The 20,288-nt window shown below is 38.8% G+C and carries 16 protein-coding genes; 6 read left to right on the forward strand and 10 right to left on the reverse strand.

Going from position 1 to position 20,288, the window contains the following annotated elements:
• Window positions 1–312: 312 nt before the first annotated feature.
• The 3 genes from aroA to gyrA all read right to left on the reverse strand — a co-directional run bounded on the left by aroA (window position 313) and on the right by gyrA (window position 5,546).
• Entirely contained in the window at window positions 313–1,593 is a 1,281-nt protein-coding gene (gene aroA / locus QQK05_RS13920; protein WP_284299631.1) for a 3-phosphoshikimate 1-carboxyvinyltransferase, read from the reverse strand.
• A 1-nt stretch (window position 1,594) separates the two neighbouring features.
• Window positions 1,595–2,680, reverse strand: coding sequence for a 3-phosphoserine/phosphohydroxythreonine transaminase (serC, locus tag QQK05_RS13925; RefSeq protein ID WP_284299633.1), 1,086 nt, complete (start codon window positions 2,678–2,680; stop codon window positions 1,595–1,597).
• 130 nt (window positions 2,681–2,810) lie between these two features.
• Window positions 2,811–5,546: a DNA topoisomerase (ATP-hydrolyzing) subunit A gene (gyrA, locus tag QQK05_RS13930; protein WP_284299635.1), complete on the reverse strand. Its 2,736-nt coding sequence runs from the start codon at window positions 5,544–5,546 to the stop codon at window positions 2,811–2,813.
• A gap of 419 nt (window positions 5,547–5,965) precedes the next feature.
• On the opposite strand from gyrA, the gene QQK05_RS13935 reads away from it, so the two are divergent.
• Window positions 5,966–6,220, forward strand: coding sequence for a TIGR02922 family protein (locus tag QQK05_RS13935; RefSeq protein WP_284299637.1), 255 nt, complete (start codon window positions 5,966–5,968; stop codon window positions 6,218–6,220).
• Between the two features lie 11 nt (window positions 6,221–6,231).
• Here QQK05_RS13935 and QQK05_RS13940 read toward each other — a convergent pair whose 3' ends face one another.
• On the reverse strand, window positions 6,232–6,765 hold the full coding sequence (locus QQK05_RS13940; RefSeq protein ID WP_284299639.1) for an Mpo1 family 2-hydroxy fatty acid dioxygenase: 534 nt from the start codon (window positions 6,763–6,765) through the stop codon (window positions 6,232–6,234).
• A 225-nt stretch (window positions 6,766–6,990) separates the two neighbouring features.
• On the reverse strand, window positions 6,991–8,262 hold the full coding sequence (locus QQK05_RS13945) for an APC family permease (protein ID WP_284299641.1): 1,272 nt from the start codon (window positions 8,260–8,262) through the stop codon (window positions 6,991–6,993).
• 112 nt (window positions 8,263–8,374) lie between these two features.
• Between QQK05_RS13945 and ubiG the strand changes: the two genes are divergently transcribed.
• The 5 genes from ubiG (at window position 8,375) to yfaE (ending at window position 13,959) form a co-directional block, all read left to right on the forward strand.
• Complete coding sequence (gene ubiG, locus QQK05_RS13950; RefSeq protein WP_284299643.1) at window positions 8,375–9,082, forward strand: bifunctional 2-polyprenyl-6-hydroxyphenol methylase/3-demethylubiquinol 3-O-methyltransferase UbiG; 708 nt, start codon at window positions 8,375–8,377, stop codon at window positions 9,080–9,082.
• Window positions 9,079–9,780: an HAD family hydrolase gene (locus QQK05_RS13955; RefSeq protein ID WP_284299645.1), complete on the forward strand. Its 702-nt coding sequence runs from the start codon at window positions 9,079–9,081 to the stop codon at window positions 9,778–9,780. Before ubiG ends, QQK05_RS13955 begins: the two co-directional genes overlap by 4 nt.
• Before the next feature lie 358 nt (window positions 9,781–10,138).
• A complete protein-coding gene (gene nrdA / locus QQK05_RS13960) occupies window positions 10,139–12,409 on the forward strand; it encodes a class 1a ribonucleoside-diphosphate reductase subunit alpha (protein ID WP_284299647.1) in 2,271 nt (756 codons plus the stop codon).
• 107 nt (window positions 12,410–12,516) lie between these two features.
• On the forward strand, window positions 12,517–13,647 hold the full coding sequence (nrdB, locus tag QQK05_RS13965) for a class Ia ribonucleoside-diphosphate reductase subunit beta (RefSeq protein ID WP_284299800.1): 1,131 nt from the start codon (window positions 12,517–12,519) through the stop codon (window positions 13,645–13,647).
• A 30-nt stretch (window positions 13,648–13,677) separates the two neighbouring features.
• Window positions 13,678–13,959, forward strand: coding sequence for a class I ribonucleotide reductase maintenance protein YfaE (gene yfaE, locus QQK05_RS13970; RefSeq protein WP_284299650.1), 282 nt, complete (start codon window positions 13,678–13,680; stop codon window positions 13,957–13,959).
• 26 nt (window positions 13,960–13,985) lie between these two features.
• On the opposite strand, the gene QQK05_RS13975 is transcribed toward yfaE, so the two are convergent.
• Genes QQK05_RS13975 through QQK05_RS13995 form a run of 5 tightly spaced genes read right to left on the reverse strand, consistent with a single transcriptional unit; the run spans window position 13,986 to window position 20,280 of the window.
• On the reverse strand, window positions 13,986–16,118 hold the full coding sequence (locus QQK05_RS13975) for an ATP-binding protein (RefSeq protein WP_284299652.1): 2,133 nt from the start codon (window positions 16,116–16,118) through the stop codon (window positions 13,986–13,988).
• The gene (locus QQK05_RS13980; RefSeq protein ID WP_284299654.1) at window positions 16,115–17,278 is read right to left on the reverse strand and encodes a response regulator; all 1,164 of its coding nucleotides are present in this window, start codon (window positions 17,276–17,278) and stop codon (window positions 16,115–16,117) included. The genes QQK05_RS13975 and QQK05_RS13980 overlap by 4 nt, the downstream gene beginning before the upstream one ends.
• Before the next feature lie 24 nt (window positions 17,279–17,302).
• Window positions 17,303–18,253, reverse strand: coding sequence for a GGDEF domain-containing response regulator (locus QQK05_RS13985; protein ID WP_284299656.1), 951 nt, complete (start codon window positions 18,251–18,253; stop codon window positions 17,303–17,305).
• A complete protein-coding gene (locus tag QQK05_RS13990; protein WP_284299658.1) occupies window positions 18,244–19,965 on the reverse strand; it encodes an ATP-binding SpoIIE family protein phosphatase in 1,722 nt (573 codons plus the stop codon). Before QQK05_RS13990 ends, QQK05_RS13985 begins: the two co-directional genes overlap by 10 nt.
• Window positions 19,966–19,971: 6 nt before the next feature.
• Window positions 19,972–20,280, reverse strand: coding sequence for an STAS domain-containing protein (locus tag QQK05_RS13995; protein WP_284299660.1), 309 nt, complete (start codon window positions 20,278–20,280; stop codon window positions 19,972–19,974).
• Window positions 20,281–20,288: the final 8 nt, after the last annotated feature.

A 20,288-nucleotide genomic window follows, 5' to 3' on the forward strand; every position in this document is an offset into this window, starting at 1 on the left:
CATTATACGGCATTTAAACAGCAAAATCTCAACAAAAATCATCCTGTAACAAAATAATCATTGATCGAGCACAAGGAGTTAATCATTCATAAACAAAAGGTTAATACCGACCCCATTAAGTTATTACACGACGTAGAGCGTTATCTCAGTGGCAGTAACAACATAGATTTCTTTGGCGTAGTTGTTTTCTACGTTAATTAATTAGGGCAGTTAATGTTTCTGTGATGAGCTCCTAATGGGTGTGTTTTAAAGGGATTGTATAAGCTAATACAAATCCCTTAACCTTTTTATCGAAAGCTCTTAGGTATAGTACTAAAGCGAGACTTCAGCAAGTTTATCGAAGTAATCAGGGAACGTTTTTGCTGTGCAACCTGGATCATTGATCGTTACCTGTGTATCGCTTAATGCTACAAGCGAAAAGCACATGGCAATTCTATGGTCGTTGTAGGTATCAATTGCTGCATGGGTCAACTGCTCTGGTGGTGTTACTGTAATAAAATCATCGCCTTCAATCACTTCTGCACCAACTTTACGTAACTCTGTTGCCATCGCATTTAAACGATCAGTTTCTTTTACTCGCCAGTTATAAATATTGCGTATACTTGTTGTCCCTTTAGCAAACAATGCAGTAGTCGCAATCGTCATGGCAGCATCTGGAATATGATTCATGTCCATATCAACAGCGGTCAATGCTCTGCCCTTAACAGTAATTGACTCATCATGCCAAATCACTTCCGCGCCCATTTTTTCGAGAACATCGGCGAAATGTTTGTCGCCTTGAACGCTTAACTTACCAACACCATGTACAGTCACCTCTCCGCCTTTAATTGCACCGGCAGCTAAGAAATAAGATGCTGAAGAGGCATCGCCTTCTACCATATATTTGTCTGGCGCTTGATACGATTGCTTACCCGTAACATTGAATGACTGGTAATTATTGTTTTCAACCTTAACACCAAATCGTTCCATGATATTCAAGGTAATATCAATATAAGGTTTAGACACTAATTCACCATCAATCAGAATCTCTGTATCTGTCTCTAAAAGTGGCGCTACCATTAATATGGCAGTAAGGAATTGACTTGATATAGAACCGTCAATTGAGACTTTATCTCCTCCCAATTGGGTACCCGTAATTTTAACTGGAGGGTATTCTTTACTTTCCAAATATTCGACATTTGCATTTAATTGATTTAACGCGTCAACCAAGTGACCAATTGGACGTTCTTTCATACGTGGCTCACCCGTTAAGACAAACTCGCCTTGACTTGCAGCTAATGCAGCACACAAAGGACGCATAGCCGTACCAGCATTACCTAGATACAACTCAACAGGAGCATCAACACTAAATAAACCGTTATTACCAACAACAGTGCATTCAGTGCCACAATCACTTAATGTGTAATCAACACCCAATAACTTAAGTGCATTCAACATGTGATTGATGTCGTCGCTCACTAACAGGTTAGTAATTTTTGTTGTGCCATTTGCAAGTGCAGCAATTAATAGTGCTCGGTTAGATAAGCTTTTTGAGCCTGGTAAAAATACTTCACCGTTAATTTTATTAATTGGATCTAATGTTAATTGCTTCACTTTATTTATTCTCCTGCTCAAACTTCTTCATAAATGTAATCAATGCTTCAACACCTTCTACCGGCATAGCGTTATAGATACTGGCACGCATTCCACCAACACTTCTATGACCTTTTAACGCTAATAAATCAGCATCTTCAGACTGCTGAAGAAAAGCATTATTTAAACTCTCGTCTTTTAGCCAAAATGGTACGTTCATACGGCTGCGGTTTTCAGCTGAAATCGTGTTAATGTAGAAGTCACTTTGATCGATAAATTGGTAGAGCTTTTGTGCTTTTTCAATATTTTTCGCTTCAACTGCGCTTACACCACCTAAGTTTTTCAACCACTGAAAAACCAAACCTGCCAAATACCATGCATAGGTTGGTGGCGTGTTAAACATCGATTCTTTTTCTGCCGTAATCGTGTAATCGAGTACTGCTGGTGTTGTTTTACGGGCATTGCCTAGCAAATCGTCACGAATAATGACCAAGGTTAAACCTGATGGTCCAATATTTTTTTGTGCTCCCGCATAAATAACACCAAATTTACTGATATCAATGGGACGTGACAAAATCGTCGACGACATATCTGCGACTAAAGGCACACCGTTAGTCTCTGGGACATCAAACATTTCAATACCGTCTACCGTTTCGTTTGGACAGTAGTGAACGTAGGCTGCATCGGGATTTAATCCCCATGTGGTTGGGCAAGTGACACACTTTTCACCATTGTGCTCTTCAACGGCTTCAATCACATTAATGTCGCCATAATGCTTAGCTTCTGCGACAGCTGATTTTGACCAAGAACCGGTGACTAAATAATCAGCACTATTGTCTTTAGGTAATAAGTTCATCGGCACTGCTGAAAACTGCCCACGTCCACCGCCGTGACAAAATAAGACTTTATAATTATCTGGGATGTTGAGTAGTTCACGTAAGTCTTGCTCTGCTTGCGTTGCAACAGCAATAAACTCAGGACTACGGTGGCTAAGTTCCATTACTGAAACACCAAGCCCCTGCCAATTTACGAGTTCTTCCTGTGCTTTTGCCATAACCGGTTTCGGCAACATTGCTGGACCTGCACAAAAATTATAAACACCAGACATTTAGTTAATTTCCTTACTTGATCAGTTATATCTATTAATAAAACTACGGATAGACTATTTATTCTAATTTCTTATTTTTCGAAAAAAAATGGGCGGATATACCGCCCATTTCTATTCTGATTTTAGGCGCTTAGGCATCGCCCTCTGCTGAGTCGTCTTGTGATGCTTCAGATGCCGAAGTATCTGTTGCTTCAACAGCTTCAGATGCCGAAGTATCTGTTGCTTCAACAGCTTCAGTACCTTGCTCTATTTCACCTTCGATAACTTCATCAGTTTCTTCAATTTCATCAATTCGTTGAAGTGCAACAACATGCTCATCGTCAGCAGTACGAATTAGGCGAACACCTTGTGTGTTACGACCAATAACGCTCACTTCATTAACACGTGTACGAACTAACGTACCGCTATCAGTGATCATCATGATTTCATCGTTTTCTTCAACTTGCACTGCGCCAACAACTTTACCATTACGCTCGCTAACTTTAATTGATACAACACCCTTAGTCGCACGACTCTTCGCCGGATATTCTTCAATTGCGGTACGCTTACCGTAGCCGTTTTCAGTCACTGTTAGTACAGGGCCATCATTCTTAGGAACGATGAGAGAAACAACTTTTTGGCCTTCTTCGAGGTTAATACCACGAACACCTGTTGCAGTACGCCCCATCGGACGTAGTGCTAACAACTCTTCACCCGTTTCAGGGTCAAGTTTTACCGCACCTGTTTCACTATCGCGTTGTTTCTCGTTAAAGCGAACAACTTTACCTTCGTCAGAGAACAACATAATGTCATTCTCGCCATTCGTGATATCAACACCGATTAACGTGTCATCATCACGAAGATTTAAGGCAATAATACCGTTAGCACGTTGGTTTGAGTATGCCGTTAAAGGCGTTTTCTTAACCGTACCAGAGGCGGTTGCCATGATAATGTACTTATCTTCTTCGTATTCACGTACAGGTAAAATAGCCGTAATACGCTCGTCTGATTCTAACGGTAATAAGTTAACAATTGGACGACCACGCGCCGTACGACTTGCTAAAGGTAACTGGTAAACTTTCAACCAGTACAACTTGCCACGGTTAGAGAAACATAAAATCGTGTCGTGAGTATTTGCAACAAGTAGACGTTCGATGAAATCTTCATCTTTCATCTTAGTTGCCGCTTTACCCTTACCACCACGACGTTGCGCTTCATAATCTGTAAGTGCTTGATATTTGACGTAACCTTCGTGTGAAAGTGTTACGACAACATCTTCTTCATTGATTAAGTCTTCTAATGAAATATCGTGAGAAGCAGAAGTAATTTCTGTACGACGCTCGTCACCAAAATCAGCCTTGATGACTTCAAGCTCTTCTTTGATTACTTCCATCAGGCGCGCTGGGCTTTCAAGAATATGCAATAGCTCTGCGATCAAGTCTAATAACTCTTTGTACTCGCTTAGAATCTTTTCATGTTCCATACCTGACAACTTGTAAAGTTGTAGGTCAACAATCGCTTTTGCTTGCTCTGGTGTTAAATAGTAAAGACCGTCACGAATACCATATTGTGGCTCTAACCACTCTGGACGCGCCGCATCGTTACCGGCAGTTTCAAGCATGCCTTGAACATTACCTAACGCCCATCCTTGAGAAACCAATTTCTCTTCAGCTTCTTTACGGTTTGCAGAGCTTTTAACGAGTTCAATAACCGGATCGATATTCGCTAAAGCAATTGATAAGCCTTCTAAGATATGCGCTCTGTCACGTGCTTTACGTAATTCAAAGATAGTACGGCGAGTCACAACTTCACGGCGGTGAAGCAAGAACGCTTCAAGCATTTCTTTTAGGTTAAATAGCTTAGGTTGGCCATCTGCTAAGGCAACCATGTTCAAACCGAAAGACACCTGCATTTGTGTTAGTTTATATAAGTTGTTTAATACAACTTCACCAACATCACCACGCTTAACTTCGATAACCATACGCATACCGTCTTTATCAGACTCGTCACGTAAGGCCGAAATACCTTCAAGGCGTTTGTCTTTAACTAACTCAGCCATTTTTTCAATCAGGCGAGCTTTGTTTACTTGGTATGGAAGTTCGTGAACAACAATGGTTTCTTTACCTGTGCTCTCGTTAACTTCAATTTCTGCACGTGCGCGGATTTTTATTTTACCGCGGCCTGTCTTGTAGGCTTCGACAATACCGGCTTTACCACTGATAATACCTTCTGTAGGGAAATCAGGACCAGGGATGTGTTCCATCAACTCATCGATCGTTAGATCATTATTATCGATAAGTGCTAAACAACCATTGATCACCTCAGTTAAATTGTGAGGCGGTATGTTTGTTGCCATACCTACGGCAATACCAGACGTACCATTAACGAGTAAGTTAGGAATTCGAGTAGGCATTACTGCAGGAATTTGTTCCGTACCGTCATAGTTCGGTACAAAATCTACCGTTTCTTTTTCGAGGTCAGCAAGAATAGAATGCGAGATTTTCGCCATTCTAATTTCCGTGTAACGCATTGCTGCCGCTGAATCACCATCAACAGAACCAAAGTTACCTTGACCATCTACTAACATGTAACGTAGTGAGAATGGTTGCGCCATACGTACAATAGTGTCGTATACAGCAGTGTCACCATGTGGGTGATATTTACCAATTACGTCACCTACTACACGAGCAGACTTTTTATATGGTTTGTTGTAATCGTTGCCAAGTACATTCATTGCGTATAATACACGTCTATGTACTGGTTTTAAGCCGTCACGTACATCTGGTAACGCACGACCAACAATTACACTCATTGCGTAGTCTAGATATGAACTTTTTAGCTCATCTTCTATGTTGACTGGAACAATCTCTTTTGCCAGATCGGTCATAAATAGATGGTATCCCTAAATACTGAAAAATTTCGAAATTTTTATAATTTTATGTAATGGGCATGGTAACACAAAAAAGTGCTATGCCACACTCAAAATAGACAACCATTTTGTACTGGATTACCGCGTATTTCAAGCCCCTATTTCGTTGTTCAGTTCTTATACATAATATATTGATTTTTAAATAATAATTTGACTCCACAATTTTGTAATTTTTTTAAAGATTGTAATTAATAAAAATTATGGTTCAAAAATCAAACAAAGCGATCAATTTTGATATTTTATTACCTTACGGTTAACGCAGTTACAAACTGCAACATTGATTTAACAAAGGCTCACAATAAACACCAATGGTATCAAGTAAACTTAATGCATAGAGAAACCGTAAATACGATCAAACAATGCCCAAAGGAACGCTTATGAACACGACAACTGAGAATCGATTAGTGACTGTAATTTATTATGAAGAAGCGTCACTCATGATTAAACACGATGTCCAAACATTCGAAGTGTCGCCCGGTGGACGCGTTGTGCTGCCTATGCAGTACAAACAAGGCAAGTCAGTCATTGCAGTCTGCGAGGGGAGAATAAATTTACTTAATAAGATGGGCGATAGAGTTTTGCCTGCAAACAAAACAGAAATGAAAGACCAGGCAGATCTTTCATTCCATTAACATGTTTGTTGTTAGGCTGCTTTAGCCTTTTCAAAAGCACGACGCTTATCACGTGCGATATCGGTCACTTCTTGTTCCATTTCTTTGTTAATACCTAACGCAAAAACAACCTCAGAAACTAAAAACAAAGGGCCGATAAGTAGTTGGTTTAAATCATCAACAAAAGCAGGTTTTGCTTTCTCGTATGCGTGACCAACAAACTGGATAATCCAACCAATAACAAAAATACCTAAAGCCATCCAGCCTGCATGAGGTAACACACTAATTTGCGTTGCCGCCCAATATACTGGCGCAAATAACAACGTCGCGATTAATCCGATTTTTATATCTAAGACTAAATAGTAGAGCACAACAAACAAAGCGATAATTGGCATTAATGGTAATGTGATTTCATTGGACTCTGAACGCCAAGTAATTGTCAGCATATTAACTAACACCATGACCGACATCACAATTAATGGAACACCGAAAAAATGCGTACGCACGTTTTTCTTATTTAAATGCACACTTTTGTACGTCGAAAGTTGATCAATTATAGACTTCATAACTCACCTGTTGATTTATATTTATTGTAATTATTATTTATTTTAACTCATCTGACCATTATACAGATTTAATTAATTATTTATACAGTTCAGCGCTTCTTCAGGGAAGTTAGAACAATGCAAATTGATACAGGTGTAGTCATTCTCCATCAAAACAATTTGCACAGTTACCACTTTTCTAACGAGCTTCCGAATGGCGAGTTTAAATAGTTAGTGTAATTGGTATTACCCTACTCGTTTATTCCAATGAAATAAAGCGAAGCCCAATACGACGAATAACCCCGTCATTAACCAACTGTTCTGACTAGCCTGTGCGCTAAGCCATAAACACACGCCCAAAGATACAACAGGAATCAAACTGCCAAAGGGTAAAAACCAATGCCCGTTTTCTTCAAATTGTTTTTTCAGCTTAAATAATGCAGCAATTGAAATCATAAAGCCGATCAACCTTGCAAGACTACTTATAATGGCAAGCCAAACAAAACTACCGGTAACCGCCAGAACACCTGCTAAGAACACAAGAAAGTATGTTGAATTAGTTGGACTGTTTTGCACTGGATGAGACTTTTCAAACCATTTAGGCAGTTGGCCTAATTTCGATAAACTTTGAGTCATACGTGATGCCGTAAAAATCACAACCGTTAAATTTCCTGAAATAGAAAAAACAGCGGCTAAAGTCATTAAAATTAAACCCGCCTGCCCCATCGTAATGTTTGCTACATCAGACATTGGAGTCTTGGAATTGCTGAGATCCCCTAACGCGCTGATACTGACCCACTGGATAAAGAAATAAATAACACTCGTCGCTAACAACGTACCGATCAATGCTATCGCAATTTGTTTTTTTGGATTTTTAGTTTCTCCTGCAGGAACTACTGCCCCCTCAAATCCAATGTAGGCATAAACCAGCAGTAATAATGCACCATCTATATCTTTAACATCATTGAATGCGGACAAATTAAAAATATCAGAAGTTAGATATGGCAAACCAAATGCAATAAACAAAAGTAAGGGCACAATTTTTATTAATGTAATCGCATTAATAAATCGCATTGCTTTGACAGCACTTACGATATTAATCCCACCGAGTAATAACAATATAAAAACAATGGCTATACCTTTATATAGTGGTGTAGATAGAATGGGCATGAATTGGGAAAGATAAAATACCAACGCATTGGCGTTAGCTGCAAGCGCAGTGACTCGACCAACATATAACAACCACGTGGTCTGAAACGAAACTTGATGACCAAAGGCTTTTTCTGTGTAGGCAACAGGACCTCCGTTGTCATCAAATCCGGCAGAAAGTTGCGCAAAACATAGTAGTATTGTTGCCATTAAGACACTACACAACAAAAACATCCAAGGGCTAAATTGCCCAGCAATTTCTGCCGCTGCTGAAGGAAGCGCGAAAATACCCGCACCGATAAGGCCATTTATTGCAAGCGCTGCAACACCGAGTTTGCCTATTACTCGCGTTAGTTGATTTTCTGACATACAGACTTCTTGTTATCTCAGTTTTATTGTTCTTTTTATTCGCTCACAGCTTTGCGAGCCTCATTATTTGTTTTAGAATCTACAGAAAAATTACGAAATAAGCCAAACATATATGTCTAAAGAAGCAAACGTAGATTTCAACGAAATCGCGAAATTCGAAGAAGTAGCTCATGAATGGTGGGATTTGGAAGGAAACTTCAAACCACTGCATCAAATCAACCCTTTACGCCGTCAATTCATCATTCAGCATGCAAAAGAGTTGTTTGATAAAAAGGCTATTGATGTTGGCTGTGGTGGCGGAATTCTCACAGAGAGCTTAGCCAAATTAGGTGCTGACGTGACCGGTATCGACATGGGTGAAGAACCACTTAACGTCGCAAAGCTTCATGCATTAGAGAGTAATGTAAGCGTTGATTACCAGAAAATAACGGCTGAAGAAAAAGCAAAAGCCTCTCCTGAAGCTTATGACATTGTTACGTGCATGGAAATGCTAGAACATGTGCCAGATCCGGAATCAATCATTAAAGCCTCCAGTGATATGACAAAACCCGGTGGCTACGTATTCTTTTCGACACTAAACAAAACCCTAAAAAGTTACCTGCTTGCAATTGTCACAGCGGAAAAAGTGTTAAAGCTCGTGCCAGATGGAACTCATCATCATGAAAGCTTTATTCGCCCTTCTACGTTAATTTCATGGGCTGAAAAGCACGGCCTGAAATGTATCGATGCAACGGGTATTCACTACAACCCTATTACCGAAAATCACAAACTAGCTCCGGGCCTAGACGTGAATTATATTTTATGTTGTAAAAAACTATGAGCCAAATAAACCACCCAATAGAAGCCGTTCTTTTTGATTTAGATGGCACAATTTTAGACACTGCAGACGATCTGGGTGCAGCATTAAATCATATAATGATTAAGTACAACCTGCCCATCGTTGCGGCCGAAAAGTATCGTCCAATTGCATCAGATGGTGCATTGGGGTTATTGCGCCTCGGATTTGGCGAGAAACTTGGCGACTACGATTATGAAGAGCTTAGGGCAGAATTTTTAGCATACTATGAACATAATATTGCTGAGCACACAGCTGTATACGAAGGCCTCAATAAAACACTCCAGACTTTAGAGAACGCGAATATCCCGTGGGGGATTATTACTAACAAGCCTATCGGTTTAACGAATACTCTACTCCCTTTTTTCAGTAGTCTAAATAATAGTGCAATAACACTTGGTGGAGACTCACTTGAAAAGCGTAAGCCAGATCCATTACCGATGTTTGTAGCCTGCCAGGAATTAAATGTAAAATCTGAGCACTGTATATATGTTGGCGACGCACCACGTGATATAGAAGCAGGTAACGCCGCAAACATGACAACAATTGTTGCTGGTTGGGGATACATTAAAGATTTGAAAGACTGCGATAGTTGGCAAGCTAATTTGCTGGCAGAAACAACTCAAGAATTACATCAGATTATTTTTGGTACAGATCGAACAAACAATAAACAAAAACAGTAAACTATTGATATAAAAGGTTTTAATTATCCTTATTACAAAAGCGAATAAGAGCTTAACTAAAATAATTTAAATAATTCTAACCTAATAATTTATTCAAAATAACAGTTGCGTTTTACTGATTGCCATTAAAATTTGCAGTACAAAGTTAGTTGTTACTAACAAGAATGACCACATAAAAATTATGAGTAAAAATTGTGGTCTTTCTAGTATTGCAAACAGGCAAAAACCCCATTATCTTGTGATTATAATTTAAATCGCCCCTATATATTGTGTTTAAGATTTGTTCAGTCACAAGATATAGGAATCACGTTAGCAATCTTTACAAGAACAACAATAAAAAAAGATTTACAGGACTTTCATGAATAGTAATCTCTTCGTCACGAAACGAAATGGTGAAAAAGAAGCCATTGATCTAGAAAAAATTCACAAAGTAATCGCTTGGGCAGCAGAAAATTTAGAAGATGTTTCTGTCTCTCAAGTAGAATTAAAGTCTCACATTCAGTTTTATGATGGTATTAAAACCGAAGATATTCATGAAACGATTATCAAATCTGCAGCAGATCTGATTTCTGAAGAATCTCCTGATTATCAATACTTAGCCGCTCGCTTAGCTATCTTCCATTTACGTAAGAAAGCTTATGGCAAGTTTGAACCGCCAAAATTATACGAACACGTATTAAACATGGTCGAATTAGGTAAATATGATGAACATCTAACACAAGATTACTCGAAAGAAGAGTTTGAAGCGATGGAAGGCTTTATTGACCATTCTCGCGACTTAAACTTCAGTTACGCAGCGGTAAAACAGTTAGAAGGCAAGTACCTTGTTCAAAACCGTGTAACAGGCGAAATTTATGAAAGTGCACAGTTTTTATACATGCTTGTTGCCGCATGTTTATTCGCTAAGTACGATAAAGCGACACGCCTTGATTATGTGAAAGGCTTTTACAACGCAATTTCAACATTTAAGATCTCGCTACCTACACCTATCATGGCTGGTGTTCGTACACCTACGCGCCAGTTTTCTTCGTGTGTATTAATTGAGTGTGGCGATAGCTTAGATTCAATTAACGCAACGTCAAGTTCAATTGTTAAATACGTCTCTCAGCGTGCTGGTATTGGCATTAATGCTGGTCGTATTCGTGCATTAGGCAGTGCAATTCGCGATGGTGAAGCGTTCCATACTGGTTGTATTCCATTCTACAAACATTTCCAAACAGCAGTGAAGAGCTGTTCACAAGGTGGAGTTCGTGGTGGTGCTGCTACCCTATTCTACCCGCTTTGGCATTTAGAAGTGGAAAGCTTACTTGTTCTTAAAAACAACCGTGGTGTAGAAGAGAACCGTGTTCGCCATTTAGATTATGGTGTTCAGTTTAACAAGTTAATGTATCAGCGATTAATCAAAGGTGAATCAATCACTTTATTCAGTCCAAGTGATGTGCCTGGTTTATACGATGCATTTTTTGAAGACCAAGATAAGTTCGAAGAGCTTTATGTTAAGTATGAGCAAGACGACTCTATCCGCAAAAAACGTATTAAAGCACTTGAGATCTTTAGTTTATTTGCACAAGAGCGTGCAAGCACTGGTCGTATTTACCTACAAAACGTTGACCACTGTAATACTCATAGTCCGTTTATTGCTGAGCAAGCACCTATTAGACAATCTAACCTATGTTTAGAGATTGCCTTGCCAACAAAACCATTAAAAGAAGTTAATGATCCTGATGGCGAAATTGCCCTATGTACATTATCGGCATTTAACCTTGGTGCAATTGACTCTCTTGATGAGTTAGAAGGTTTAGCAGATTTAGCAATTCGCGCATTAGATAGTTTATTAGATTACCAAGACTACCCAGTACCAGCTGCTCATAATGCAACAATGGGACGTCGTACATTAGGTATAGGTGTAATCAACTACGCATATTACTTAGCTAAAAATGGTGTTTTCTACTCAAACGGTAGTGCAAACAACTTAACTCACCGCACTTTTGAAGCGATTCAATATTACTTATTAAAAGCGTCAAATAACTTAGCGAAAGAGTTGGGTGCATGTCCTAAGTTTAATGAAACAAAACTAAGCCAGGGTATTTTACCGATCGATACGTATAAAAAAGAAATCGATAAGGTAACCGCTGAGCCACTACATTTAGACTGGGAGGGTTTACGCGAAAGCATTAAAACGCATGGTGTTCGTAACTCAACCGTATCTGCATTGATGCCGTCAGAAACGTCATCACAAATCTCAAATGCAACAAATGGTATTGAACCTCCACGTGGCTTGATCTCTATTAAAGCAAGTAAAGACGGTATTTTGAAACAAGTAGTTCCAGAATATAAAAAGCTTAAAGATAATTATGAACTGCTTTGGAATATCCCATCAAACGATGGTTACTTAGAGCTTGTTGGCATTATGCAGAAGTTTATTGACCAAACTATTTCAGCAAATACTAACTACGACCCTGCCCGTTTTGAAGGCGGAAAAGTGCCTGTTAAGCAAATCATTAAAGATTTACTTACCGCATACAAGTTAGGTGTAAAAACACTTTACTATCACAATACACGTGATGGTGCAGCTGACGGCCAAATGGAAGAAGATGAGGGCTGTGAAGGCGGCGCATGTAAGATCTAATTTACTGTTAGAACCGTAGTAAGAATACCTTGCTACGGTTTTGTCTTTAAACACCTTTTTTCAAGAAAAATATAATAATAATCGCCAAGTAATTTCCGGAGTAAATGATGGCCTACACTACGTTTAACCAAGAACCAAATAATGCCCTTCTTGAGCCTATGTTTTTGGGTAACAGCGTTAACGTTTCTCGATACGATCAACAACGTTTTATGGCTTTTGAAAAGCTTATTGAAAAACAATTATCATTCTTCTGGCGACCAGAAGAAGTTGATGTGTCAAAAGATAGAGCAGATTGGCAGTCTTTAACGCCTTCTGAAAAACACATTTTTATTTCAAACCTTAAGTATCAAACACTACTAGATTCAATGGCTGCTCGCTCCGTAAATGCAGTTCTATTGCCTCTAGTATCATTGCCTGAGGTAGAGACTTGGATTGAGACATGGGCATTTAGTGAAACGATTCATTCACGCTCTTACACCCATATCTTGCGAAACCTTTTTACCGATCCAAGCGAAGTATTCGACGATATTGTTGTTAACCCAGCAATATTAAAGCGTGCATCAAGCATTGCGAAATATTTTGACGATGTAATCTTAACAACTCAGTTGTTGCAGTCCCAAGGTGAAGGAAGCTACGAGATTGATGGTGAAACAATTGAAGTTAGCAAACGTAAATTAAAAGAACGACTGTACTTAGCAATTTGTTCCGTTAACGCGTTAGAAGCGATTCGTTTTTACGTGAGTTTCGCTTGTTCGTTTGCATTTGCAGAGCGCGAACTTTTAGAGGGTAACGCTAAAATCATTAAGCTAATAGCACGTGACGAAGCATTACACTTAACAGGCACTCAGCATATTTTAAACAACTGGTTGTCAGGTAAAGATGATCCTGAAATGCAGGAAATTTCTCAGCAATTCGCAGATCAAGGTAAGCAAATCTTCTTAGATGTTGTTGAGCAAGAAAAAGAGTGGGCACAATACTTATTTAAGGATGGCTCAATGATTGGTTTAAATGCAGAAATTCTTAACCAATATATTGAATACATTAGTAATCAACGAATGGTTGCTATTGGTTTTGAACCTCCTTTTGAAATCAAGAGCAATCCATTGCCTTGGATGAACGCATATTTAGTTAGTGACAACGTACAAGTTGCCCCACAAGAAAGTGAGATTTCTAGTTACTTAGTTGGTCAAGTCGATGCTGAAGTTTCTTCAGATGACTTTGATGACTTCGATTTATAAGCTTACTTAGTTGCTACATAAACTATTCTGATGTCTGAATCGAAAGACACAGCCAATGGACCTAAAATCAAGGTAGGTGACATATCAGTCACCTACCTTGATTCGCATCAGACGATATTAAATTGCCTCGAAGCAGCAAATGTAGAGGTACATTTTCACTGCAGGGACGGTTTTTGTGGCGCCTGTAGAATCACTTTAGATGAAGGCCAGGTAAATTACCCTCAAGGTGAGCCGCTTGCTTTCGTCGGTGACGGTGAAATATTAGCCTGTTGTTGCCAACCAATGACCGATATCAAAGTCACCATTGAATAAACGTACGAACTTTTCCCTCTTCACGGTTAGTGATGAATTGTACATACACCAACGTTTGAGACAATAAACTCTTTTAACTCCTTGAAGCTAAATGGTTTTCTAAGTATCGGATAAGGCCAGTTAATCCCCTCGCTCTCAATATACCCACTCATCGATAAAACTGTTACCGTTGGAAATTTTGCTTGGATAAGTTTAATTATCTCGTCATTAGGCGAAATTGGCGTATTTAGATCAGTAATCACCATATCGAGTGTTTTGCGCTCCACAAGATCACGTTGTAACTCATCTAAATGATTTATTTTAGTAACATTAGCCCCTTCTTCCGATAGACAAACATCAACAAAGTCAACGATTGAAACCTCACTATCAATCGCCAGAATGTTTAAGCCTTTTAGTTTGTTGTATTTATTAATGCCTAACGGCGTTTTTGGTTTTTCCTCTGCTGGTTTACATTTGAAAGTTAACGTAAATTGTGCGCCGCCAAGATCTGACTTGCCATCAACTTGAATCGATCCATTGTGTTTGTACATGTTGTTATAAACGTTAGCCAGCCCTATTCCATTTCCTTGTTTAGTGGACTTATTAGTGAAAAATGGATCAAATATTTTTTTAAGGTTTTCTTCTTGAATACCTACCCCTGAGTCTTTAATAATTAACTGAAATCTATTTCCTTTATCAATATTTGTTGAGAGTTCAATCCTCCCTTTATTGCTATTTTCAAAAATAGCATCTTGGGCATTGATCACAATATTCAACACAATATTGATAAACTCTCCTTGAGGGAAACGGATAAAATATTGCTTTTCAGAAAACGAGACTGACAGTTTTATTTTTTCATCAAGCAGTTGATCAAAAATATAGAGATTCTCTTTGAGTTCTACCTCAGGGTTGAATTCAACCATTTTCACCGCTGGTTTTCGTGTAAACGCAAGTAATCGGTCTGTAACATGTCGACCTTTATCAATGGCGTTTTTTACCCGTTCTATATAGGGAGTTAGATCATCCTTTTGACCGGCTTCAACTTTTATTTCAAGCAACTCGATAGACCCTAGGGCAATACTCAACACATTGTTAATATCATGGGAAACGTTGCTGAAAGCATTTCCTAATAGGGTTAATCGATTAGAAATGGCCTGTTGTTGTTGTTCAAAGTATTGCTCAGTGACATTCTCAACAACCCAGACAAAAAGCCTCTCATGAGGTTCAAATGTCACGGAGATATTGTAAACCGTATTATATTTGTCAAAGCTGATGTCTTTAGCATGAAACTGCCCGTACTTTAAGGCTTGTTCTTTTAACGATATGTAGTCAGCTATATTAAAATTAACATAGCTAAATAAACCATCAGGTTGTGAATCGAATAACGATAACTCGGGAAATACCTTTTGGTCATTTTCATCCAAAAAATAAACGGGCACATTGACGGCGTTTTTGAACATCACCAGTAATTTGAGCTTTTCAATTAATAAGTGCTCTACAGTAATATCTCTCACTATCGCATTTATTTCTGTGATGTTATGTTCACTATCTACCGTCAATACCCCTTTAATATCAAGCCATACTCTTTTTTCTTTATCACTAATAAAATAAGTCTTTATAGCAAACTGATTGTTTGCAGATAATGCCTCTTCGGGTAATCGCTTTAATTTCACCTTTTCTTTCGTTGGGTGCTTATCGAAGAAGTCTTTAAGGATAATTTCATTGTGAGGTTTGTTCACCCCGTAAATCATCTGTAGCCCAGGAGAAAAAAAGTACTCATTATTCACAACATCATACTTGTACTGCCCTACCCGATATGACTTTTCTTTTGCTGCACTATAGTGTTGCTCAAAAAAATCACTATGAGGCAAAACAGTCAAAACATAATGTTCTTGAAAACCCTTCACTAAAATATCGACTAGTAGATCTTTTCCTTCATGGCATCGCAGATAATAAGGCTTTGGGGTTTGAGTGTTTACATTTCCTTCAAAATGTTCGATAAGCGCTAATGGCGAATTTATCCCTGAATTGAGGATTTCATTGGCGCTTCTATGTATCGATTCACCATGAGGCACTCCTCGCATGTCATCAAACAAGGAGTTTGCATTAAGAATTTTGCCTGACTTATTTACCAGTAAACTGGCTATTGGCAATTCTGCGATGGACAATGGAGAGTTCAAAATAGTTCATCCTCATCAAAGCAATCATCAACAGCAACAGTTTCTTGGTGTTTATCAAGCGTTTTAATACTGTCAACGTTTTCCAACACTTTATCGAGCAGTTGAGACACTTCGATAAAGTTAATGTCGTCTTGGGAATGCTTTTTAAGCACATCATGGACTAAATTCGTTAAATATTGCTCTTGCTCTTCATTTAAATCGAGTACATGGAAACTCAACCCAACATTTTGAACAATCTCATTCATAATATCTTGTTGATGATGTTTAGACACCTCTACCATTTTCTTTGTCGTCATCACAGCGGCCGATATTTGTGTTTGAACCTGCTCCAAAGAGTCTTTATATGCTAAAAAAGCAACACGTGCACCAATACACTCTATGAGTGAAGCTAGCGCATCAACATAGATATCAGTATCAGGATCGTCTTCATGTAAATTAAGAATGAGCATAGAAACGAGGTGATGATTGAAAATAATTCTGCAACCAAATCGGAACAAGCGTGGCTTAGATTTTAAAATTTCAAGCACTTCTATTTCGACGGGAGAGCAAGAACCTTTCACCGAATGGAAATATTGCTCTTCCCCTTTTAATGGATAGAAGCCTAAGCAACCTTGAAGGCCTAGGCTGTCAAAGAAGTTAAAGACCTGATCTCGAATTTCTACCAGGCTATTACAGTGATTCAACTTCGATGTCAGCTGCATACAAGCACCATACTTTGATGCTTGGGACATAGACACATTAATGACGTGATCTTTACTTTTTAACTGTTGCTCGAAAGAGGTTATTTGATTTTGATAATCAACAATTCTAACTAATTTACTGTTTAGCGCTTTAATTGAAATAGGTTTTGCAAGAAAATCGTCAGCACCACACTCTAAACCTTTCAATATGGCGTCTTCGTTTGCAAGTCCTGAGTAAAGAACAAATGAATTTGCAACTTCATTTTCAGCTTTTTTGTTTTTGATCCAATGAGAGCCTAATTCCTGCCCCACGTGTTCATCAACCAATGCGATATCAAATTTTTGGTCGCTGGCCAACAGCGCATCGACTTCTGAGAAGTCTGTAGCCCCACTAATTTCAAATTGATGTTCTAAGCCTTCTTTTAATACTGAAAGATATTCAATGTCGTCGTCAATAATTAATACATTAGGCTTGTTCATACATGTTCTTCCCTGTTTCTGTTATTAGCTTATTTTTCTTACACTTTGCTCATAGATACTCGCACCATTTCGACCATTTAACTTAGTTTGATAAAGCGCATTGTCGGCACATTTAATGAGCTCTTTGTATGAGGAAATATCTTGGCTAGTACATGCGATACCGATACTGATAGTCACAACGCCAGCCGTCGGTGACTCAACATGCTCAATCATTCTTTCTTCCAACAATCTCGCAAGTTGTTTTGCTTTTATTTCTCCATGCTCTAAGTTGGTAAATGGCAACAAAATAGTAAATTCTTCGCCACCATATCGAGCAATACAGTCTGTTTCACGATTTATATTTTGCTTTAAACACAAGGCTACCTTTTTAAGGCAATTGTCTCCTTGGCCATGACCATAATGGTCGTTGTATGATTTGAAATGATCGATATCAATCATCAATACGGTTAGCGGCTGATTAATCCGTTGGCAGGTATACCAATCCTCTTTCAACTTTTTATCAAGCGCTCTGCGATTCATTACCTTGGTCAATGGATCTTGCAAGGTAAGCTTTTCCAATTTTTGATTGAGAAGGTTTAGCTCTTTTTGCATGGTCGCAATCCGCACCATTGCATTAATTTTTGCGTGTAAAATTTGTGGCTTAACTGGCTTAGTAAGATAGTCATCTCCGCCAGCTTCTATTCCTTGAGTCAAGAATTTATCGCGATCATTTGAACTTAAAAAAATGATGGGTATCCAGCGTTCAAAACGTGCCCTGATTTGCTTCGTTAACTCAATACCGTTGACTTGAGGCATTTCTATATCCATCAGGATTAACTGAACGGTATTTGATTCAAGTTGTTTAAATGCTTGCACATGGCCTTCTGCTTCAAGCGCAATATGTCCTTCGGCCTCAACATAGCCACATATCACTTTACGCATACTTTCAGTGTCTTCTATCACAAGAACTGTAATTTTCTCATTGTCTACTCCCATAGATACGAGGCCTCCACTGAAGTACCAAATTCGTCATATGTTAGGGTTTCACACAACTTGCTTACTAAGTCGATACCACGGCCTGACAAGGCGTTCAGGCCTAATTGTTCATTGTTTATCCTCTGCTTTAATACACTTTCAACATCAAAACCTTTTCCACTATCGCGCACTTTAATTACCACCTTCCCACCGTTGGCCAAACTGTAAAGATCTATAGAAATAGAAATTGTCCCTGATATATCCTGATTTAATCTTTCCGAGCGTAATTTAAAGTACTCAGAAAAACCTTGTGCCGAGTTCTTCAAAGATGAGTCGAGTAACAACACACCATGATCAAGGGCATTGATATATAGCTCTGTTAAAATAGTATAGACGCTTTGCCAATGGTCGCCGTCTTCTTCTAGGTCTTTTAGTTGATTCATTGCCAGTGGCACGGGGTTCACATTTGCAAGTTTTTTATCATTTAATACAACACTCCACGACCACGAAGGTTTTTCGTTAAATGTAGAAAGATTAATTGCAAGCGTTGAATCTTCTCGACTGCTACTCCAAACTTCTTTTGGTTTTGATGCCAAGCCACAGGCAACATTTATAATTGAAATGTCATCAGCTTGTTCGACGTTCTCACCAAAACGATTTACTTGTTGTAACAAAAAGTCTGCAATACCTCCGGTTTGATACCCTTTATTAACCGCTGTCAGTAACCGGTCTTCGCCAAATAAGTCATCATCTGCATTTCGAGCTTCTATCACACCGTCACTCAGAAGTAGAAGATGATCAGTATCTTCAAAACTGTAGACTTCTAGTAACGTACTAGGCATTAAGCGCTCCATGATCCCCAAGGGTGGATGGGAAGAACATATTCTGTGTTTAACAACGCCACCATCACCAATTTGTAAAATATCTGGGATACCAGCATTGATTGAATACAGCGAGCGTTCATCGCAAGACACAGTGACAAAGCCTGCAGCAAGAAATAAGTCACTTGGCAATAGATCATAGAGTTGCTGATTGATTTGAGAAGCAATCTCAAGCAACGAAAATCCTTTTTTTGTCATCGATCGAAACGTTTCGGCAACAGGTATTGCCCCAATAGAAGACCTAAGACCATGCCCTGTAAAGTCACCAAGTAATATATTGATGTCACCATTAGGACATAACTCGCTGAGTTGAATATCACCGCTGAACAACGACGCCGCTTGCTTCACAATAGAAATGCAATCAGGTTTATGGTTTCGGCTATCAATCACACTTGCCATCAACTGTTCTGCAAGTTCTGCATCATGCTGTTGAGTTTCTTGCAAAACATTAAGTTGATGATACAAGTCACTGATACGTTGCAACGACATGATTTTGGCTTTAAATACCTCAGGTGAAAACGGCATTATGAGTATGCCGTCACCACCCGCCTCAGCACTCGCCAACATGGTTTTCTCTGAGCTCAGCGTTGTAACAAAAATTAAAGGGCAAAATCCGTTCTTACTTGCGTCTTTAATTATCTTTGCCGCTTGAAAGCCATCCATAATCGGCATATTGATATCCATTAACACAATATCAGGCTGATACTTCAAAAACATTTCAACGCCATGTTCGCCATGTTCTGCTGTGTAAACTCGGTAATCCTGTTCAAGTAAAAGTTCTTTAAGATAGTTTCTCTGAGTTCGAGAGTCATCTACGACAAGTGCAGACTTTTTCTCTTTTGTTTCAACCATCACGGACTACCGCTGAATATCAATAAGCTTTTGAAATTGCGCTATTTCAAGTACTTTATATACACTGTCAGTTGGCTGGGTAATCACAACACTGCCTTCATGTGTATTTGCATGCTCTCTTAGTAGCAAAATCATGCCAAGTGCTGAGCTATCCATGTAACTTGTTTTAGACAGATCTATAACAAAATTTGTCCCTTTATCACTCAGCGCACTATAGGAATCCTTAAAGTCCTGATGTTTTGAAAAATCAAACTGGTCTTCTATTGAAATACGCAGCGTGTTTTGGCTTTCATCAAAATTACTAGTAATAGGCATCGAAAATC

The organism is Thalassotalea loyana (genome assembly GCF_030161435.1).
GTDB classification, from domain to species: Bacteria; Pseudomonadota; Gammaproteobacteria; order Enterobacterales; family Alteromonadaceae; genus Thalassotalea_G; species Thalassotalea_G loyana.

Coding starts and splice junctions, on each gene's coding strand:
- QQK05_RS13990 (WP_284299658.1), bottom strand. CDS start 19,965: ATGGTTGAAACAAAAGAGAAAAAGTCTGCACTTGTCGTAGATGACTCT.
- nrdA (WP_284299647.1), top strand. CDS start 10,139: ATGAATAGTAATCTCTTCGTCACGAAACGAAATGGTGAAAAAGAAGCC.
- QQK05_RS13940 (WP_284299639.1), bottom strand. CDS start 6,765: ATGAAGTCTATAATTGATCAACTTTCGACGTACAAAAGTGTGCATTTA.
- yfaE (WP_284299650.1), top strand. CDS start 13,678: ATGTCTGAATCGAAAGACACAGCCAATGGACCTAAAATCAAGGTAGGT.
- QQK05_RS13995 (WP_284299660.1), bottom strand. CDS start 20,280: ATGCCTATTACTAGTAATTTTGATGAAAGCCAAAACACGCTGCGTATT.
- QQK05_RS13945 (WP_284299641.1), bottom strand. CDS start 8,262: ATGTCAGAAAATCAACTAACGCGAGTAATAGGCAAACTCGGTGTTGCA.
- QQK05_RS13980 (WP_284299654.1), bottom strand. CDS start 17,278: ATGAACAAGCCTAATGTATTAATTATTGACGACGACATTGAATATCTT.
- gyrA (WP_284299635.1), bottom strand. CDS start 5,546: ATGACCGATCTGGCAAAAGAGATTGTTCCAGTCAACATAGAAGATGAG.
- ubiG (WP_284299643.1), top strand. CDS start 8,375: ATGTCTAAAGAAGCAAACGTAGATTTCAACGAAATCGCGAAATTCGAA.
- serC (WP_284299633.1), bottom strand. CDS start 2,680: ATGTCTGGTGTTTATAATTTTTGTGCAGGTCCAGCAATGTTGCCGAAA.
- QQK05_RS13985 (WP_284299656.1), bottom strand. CDS start 18,253: ATGGGAGTAGACAATGAGAAAATTACAGTTCTTGTGATAGAAGACACT.
- nrdB (WP_284299800.1), top strand. CDS start 12,517: ATGGCCTACACTACGTTTAACCAAGAACCAAATAATGCCCTTCTTGAG.
- QQK05_RS13955 (WP_284299645.1), top strand. CDS start 9,079: ATGAGCCAAATAAACCACCCAATAGAAGCCGTTCTTTTTGATTTAGAT.
- QQK05_RS13935 (WP_284299637.1), top strand. CDS start 5,966: ATGAACACGACAACTGAGAATCGATTAGTGACTGTAATTTATTATGAA.